Source organism: Desulfobacter sp., assembly GCF_050177295.1.
The window spans coordinates 1-4,644 of record NZ_JBFXHE010000356.1 but is presented as its reverse complement, the minus strand read 5'-3'; the positions used below and the strand labels follow the sequence as shown (position 1 = coordinate 4,644).

The 4,644-nt window shown below is 53.7% G+C and carries 5 protein-coding genes; 2 read left to right on the top strand and 3 right to left on the bottom strand.

Translation table 11 applies throughout. The features are described 5' to 3' along the window. The 3 genes from AB7U36_RS18850 to AB7U36_RS18840 form a co-directional block, all read right to left on the bottom strand. Window positions 1-1,148: GTP-binding protein (locus AB7U36_RS18850; protein WP_428161196.1), on the bottom strand; the 1,148-nt coding region annotated here is incomplete at its 3' end. Between the two features lie 9 nt (window positions 1,149-1,157). After that, window positions 1,158-1,631, bottom strand: coding sequence for a glycine zipper 2TM domain-containing protein (locus tag AB7U36_RS18845; RefSeq protein ID WP_428161195.1), 474 nt, complete (start codon window positions 1,629-1,631; stop codon window positions 1,158-1,160). A 179-nt stretch (window positions 1,632-1,810) separates the two neighbouring features. Further along, window positions 1,811-2,455, bottom strand: coding sequence for a CerR family C-terminal domain-containing protein (locus AB7U36_RS18840; protein WP_428161194.1), 645 nt, complete (start codon window positions 2,453-2,455; stop codon window positions 1,811-1,813). Window positions 2,456-2,590: 135 nt separating this feature from the next. Here AB7U36_RS18840 and AB7U36_RS18835 point away from each other — a divergent pair, with 135 nt between their 5' ends. Further along, window positions 2,591-3,928, top strand: a complete 1,338-nt coding sequence (locus tag AB7U36_RS18835) for an efflux RND transporter periplasmic adaptor subunit (RefSeq protein ID WP_428161193.1) — start codon at window positions 2,591-2,593, stop codon at window positions 3,926-3,928. Then, the coding region (locus tag AB7U36_RS18830; protein WP_428161192.1) for an efflux RND transporter permease subunit at window positions 3,928-4,644 on the top strand (717 nt) is incomplete at its 3' end. The genes AB7U36_RS18835 and AB7U36_RS18830, both read left to right, overlap by 1 nt.

Sequence of the window (4,644 nt, the reverse complement as noted above, 5' to 3'; positions counted from 1 at the left end):
TTTTCCCGGCGCATGGTTTCAATGAGAATGGCCAGCTGCAGTTCACCGCGGCCCTTGACCACAAAGCTGTCGTCATCACTGCTCTCTTCAACCTCAATGGCCACATTGAGCAGGGTTTCCTTAAGCAGGCGCTCCCGGATTTTCCTGGACTGAACATTTTTACCCTCTTTGCCGGCAAAGGGTGAGGTGTTAATGGTAAACCGCATGAACACCGTGGGTTCGTCCACTGTAATCCTGGGCAGGGCCAGGGGATTTTCCCGGGTGCAGATGGTGTCACCGATTTTCACATCCTCAATGCCTGCCAGCACGACGATATCCCCGGTGTCTGCCTGGTCCACCGGCACCAGTGTTATGCCGTCATAGGACTGGAGTTTGGATACTTTAAGCTGTTTCTGGCCGCCGTCCTCATTCATGCACACCAGAGACGCGTTGGAGGCGGCAGACCCGTTGAACACCTTGCCAATGGCAAGGCGTCCCAGGTAATCGGAATAACCAAGGTCTGACACCAGCATCTGGAAAGGGGCGTCAGGATCATAGGACGGCGCGGGCATCTCATTGACAATGATATCAAAAAGCACCTTCAGGTTATCCACCTCTTCTTCCAGTTCCCGCTTGACAATCCCGTCCCGGCCAATGGCGTAGAGATAGGTGAAATCCAGCTGTTCGTCCGTGGCCCCAAGATCGATGAACAGGTCGTATACCATGTCCAGAACCTCGTCGGGCCGGGCATCCTTGCGGTCGATTTTGTTGATGATCACAAGTACGGGAAGTCCGGCCTCAAAGGTTTTTTTGAGCACAAACCGGGTCTGGGGCAGAGGACCCTCGGAGGCATCCACCAGCAGAATGGCGGAATCCGCCATGGAAAGGGCACGCTCCACCTCACCGCCGAAATCGGCATGGCCCGGGGTGTCAATAATATTGATCTTTACCCCGTTGCAGGTGACCGAGCAGTTTTTGGCGGCAATGGTAATGCCCCGCTCCCGCTCCAGATCCATGGAGTCCATGAGCCGGTCATCCACTTCCTGGCCTTCCCGGAACATCCCGCTCTGTTTAAACATGGCATCCACCAGTGTGGTTTTCCCATGGTCAACATGGGCGATGATGGCGACATTTCTTAATGAATCATTTACTGCACTGTTTTTTTTCATACGCTCCTGTTATCTAGATACCCGGGTGGTGCCGTCCGGTGCGGTCAACACCCGCACCCTGTCCCCGGGATAGATTGGTACATCCGCCTCCTGGACCACCACAATGGTGCGTCCTTTGTCAAGATTAACAACAATTTCAAAACCGTTTTTGGTTCCGGCTTCCTTTTCAATGGCTGCCCCCAGGGCAGCGCCAGCCAGAGCCCCGGCAACGGTGGCCACACGCCGGCCCGAGCCCTGGCCGATGGTGCTGCCGAGCACACCGCCGGTCACACCGCCGATGGCCCCACCGGCAACCGGGGGATTTGAGGCCTGGATGATGACAGATTTTACAGATTCCACAGTCCCTGTATCCACGGTCTGGGCCTGCATGGCCTGTTCATGGGTATATACATTTGGGCTGGATGACGCACATCCTGCCGTGGCCAGCATTGCTGCAGCCATAATGCAACCAATAAATTTCGTTCCTGATCCAACTATATTCATGTTTCACTCTCCCGGGTTTATACATAAAAAATGTGCGCCAAAGGCGCTTCACCCTCTTGTTTCTTGTTTCCAGTATCTTGATACTTGCTATTATACCGCCTGCAATCGGCAAAAGGAAGTAATCATTGCATGGGATAAAGTCAACGCCATGATAAAACTGCCTGGGGAATCCGGCAGAATCAACTAACTGTTGATTCTCGCTTGGGTGCCACCCCCGTTTGTATCCCGGCCAAAGAAAAATCAGCAATATGCCTGGCCAGTTTCCGGATCAATTCAGGAGTGATGGCCTGTCCCAGCAGGTATTCAAGGTCACTGCCCTTAATGTTCATAAAAATGCGGCATTGATTGATAATACTCAACTCACAGAATTTTATGTCCAGATCCGAAACCCCAGGTCCCATGATATCCCTGAGAATGCCGTGCAGTATCCGCCTTCCGGGCTCAATATTTTTATACCAGGAGTTTTGAATCAGCCCGGTGGGATTGAGAAATTCCATCAGATACAGCCGGTTGAACAGTGAGGCATCCCCTTCCACGGAAAAATTCTGAATCAGTGCCTGGATATAGGCCCGTAAACGGTCCTGGGCCGGCGTGGTAACCGGATCACTGAAATCCGGTTTCTCCTTTTCATACGCATGCTGCCAGGCCTTACCATACAGATTTCTTTTACCCCCAAAATAATAATTGACTGAAGCCAGGTTGCTTCCGGCCCGTTTACATATCTCCGAGATTCTGGCATCACGGTATCCTTTCTGGGCAAATACCTCGCAGGCTGCATTCAACAGGTTCAATTTGGTTTTTTTTCCGTCTTTTCTTTTAATCATAGGTATTTCCCTGGTATTGTAAAATGAAAATTAACCGTTGACATCATTTAAATCAATCTTTATAGAATATCAATCTATTATTTTAAAAACCTTTTTAAGATAATTAACCCAATTATGTAAGAGGAAATAACGCTCATGAAATCTATTCATCAAAAGGCCGTTATAACTGCAATGATACCGGTCTTGCTGCTGATTTTCCTGGCGGCGGGCTGCGGGCAGCAAGTCCCTCCCGGCACGTCAGTTCCCAGAGTGTCCGTCATGACCGTGCAGCCCAGAGAGATCAGGCTTAGCACTGAACTGCCCGGCCGTACCTCGGCTTACCGCATTGCGGAAATCCGGCCCCAGGTCAGCGGTCTGTTGCAGAAGCGCCTTTTTACGGAAGGTGCCGATGTCAAGGCCGGCCAGGTTCTCTACCAAATTGATCCTGCGCCGTTTCAGGCCGCCGTTGACAATGCCGATGCAAATCTTTCCGCCATGCTGAAAAGCACCGACCAGGCGCGCGCGGCGCTGAAAGCAAGCATTGCCGATGTGGCCCGGCTCAGGGTCACCCTGAAACTTGCCGAAACAAATCGAGGCCGGTATGAAACTGCCCATGATAAAAAAGCCGTCTCAACGATCCAGCGGGACGAGGCTGTGACCGAGGCCCGGGCTGCCGAATCCACATTAAAGGCCGCTGAAGCGCAGGTGGAAAGCAGCCGTGAAGCCGTGGCCGTTGCCCAGGCAACCATTGCCCAGGCCCGGGCCGAGTTAAAAACAGCCCGCATCAATCTGGGGTACACCAAAGTCACTGCACCCATTTCCGGCCGTATCGGCAGATCCGGTGTAACGGAAGGCGCCATCGTAACCGCCTATCAATCCGCAGCAATGACCACCATTCAACAGCTTGACCCCATTTATGTGGATGTGCCGCAATCCACCACTGAATTACTGCGCCTGAAGCAGCGGATAAAAGAGGGCCGGCTCCACCAGGACGGAACAGACCGGGAAATGGTCAAACTCATCCTGGAAGACGACACAAATTATCCCCAGGAGGGCAGTCTGAAATTCAGTGACGTCACCGTCGATCCGACAACCGGCTCCGTTATTTTGAGGATGGTGTTTCCCAATCCGGACAGAATCCTTCTGCCGGGCATGTTTGTCCGTGCGGTGATCAATGAAGGCGTCAACCCGCAGGCCATCCTTATTGCCCAGCAATGTGTATCCCGCGATCACAGAGGAAACCCTTTTGTGTTGATTGTCGATGCCGGAAGCAAGGTCGTACTGCGTATGATCACCCTTGACCGTGCCATCGGCGACGAATGGCTGGTCTCGGCAGGCCTTACCCCCGGGGACCGGGTGATTGTCGAGGGGATGCTGATGCTGCGGCCCGGAACAACGGTCAATACAGTCCCTTTTAGTGAATCAGAAACCGTATCCGGGCCTGGGGCCGAATCCGGCGCACCGGCGGTACCGCGTGAAGATGGGGGTGCCTGATGTTATCTCGATTCTTTCTGGACCGGCCTGTCTTTGCCTGGGTCATCGCCATCATTATTATGACCGTGGGCTTACTGGCCATCTACAACCTGCCCATATCCCAGAATCCGTCCATTGCCCCGCCGTCCATCGCCATTGATTCCTATTATCCCGGCGCCTCGGCCGAGACCGTTGAAAATACCGTAACCCAGATCATTGAGCAGAAAATGACCGGTTTGGGCGATATGATCTATTTCTCCGGCACCAGTTCGTCCTCCGGCGCATCCCGCATTGAGCTGACCTTCACCCCGGGGACCGATCCGGATCTTGCCTGGTCCAAGGTGCAGAACAAGCTCCAGCTGGCCATGGCAAGCCTGCCCGATGTGGTCCAGCGGCAGGGGGTCAAGGTCAGCAAGTCCACCCGGAACTATTTGATGATCGTGGGGCTGATCTCCGAGGACGGCAGCATGGACGGCCTGGACCTGCGGGACTACGCCCAGTCCAATCTGGAAAAGGTCCTGTCCCGGGTTCGGGGGGTGGGCGAAGTTGAGAATTTCGGCTCCCAATATGCCATCCGGGTCTGGGTCGATCCCGACAAGCTGACCAATTATCAATTGACCATGGAAGATGTTATCCTGGCACTTCAGGACTACAATGTCGAGGTTTCCGCCGGTCAGTTCGGCGGGGCCCCGGCCCGGGAGGGGCAACGGATGAATATATCCATTGTCGTTCAGCAT

Coding starts and splice junctions, on each gene's coding strand:
- AB7U36_RS18840 (WP_428161194.1), bottom strand. CDS start 2,455: ATGATTAAAAGAAAAGACGGAAAAAAAACCAAATTGAACCTGTTGAAT.
- AB7U36_RS18845 (WP_428161195.1), bottom strand. CDS start 1,631: ATGAATATAGTTGGATCAGGAACGAAATTTATTGGTTGCATTATGGCT.
- AB7U36_RS18835 (WP_428161193.1), top strand. CDS start 2,591: ATGAAATCTATTCATCAAAAGGCCGTTATAACTGCAATGATACCGGTC.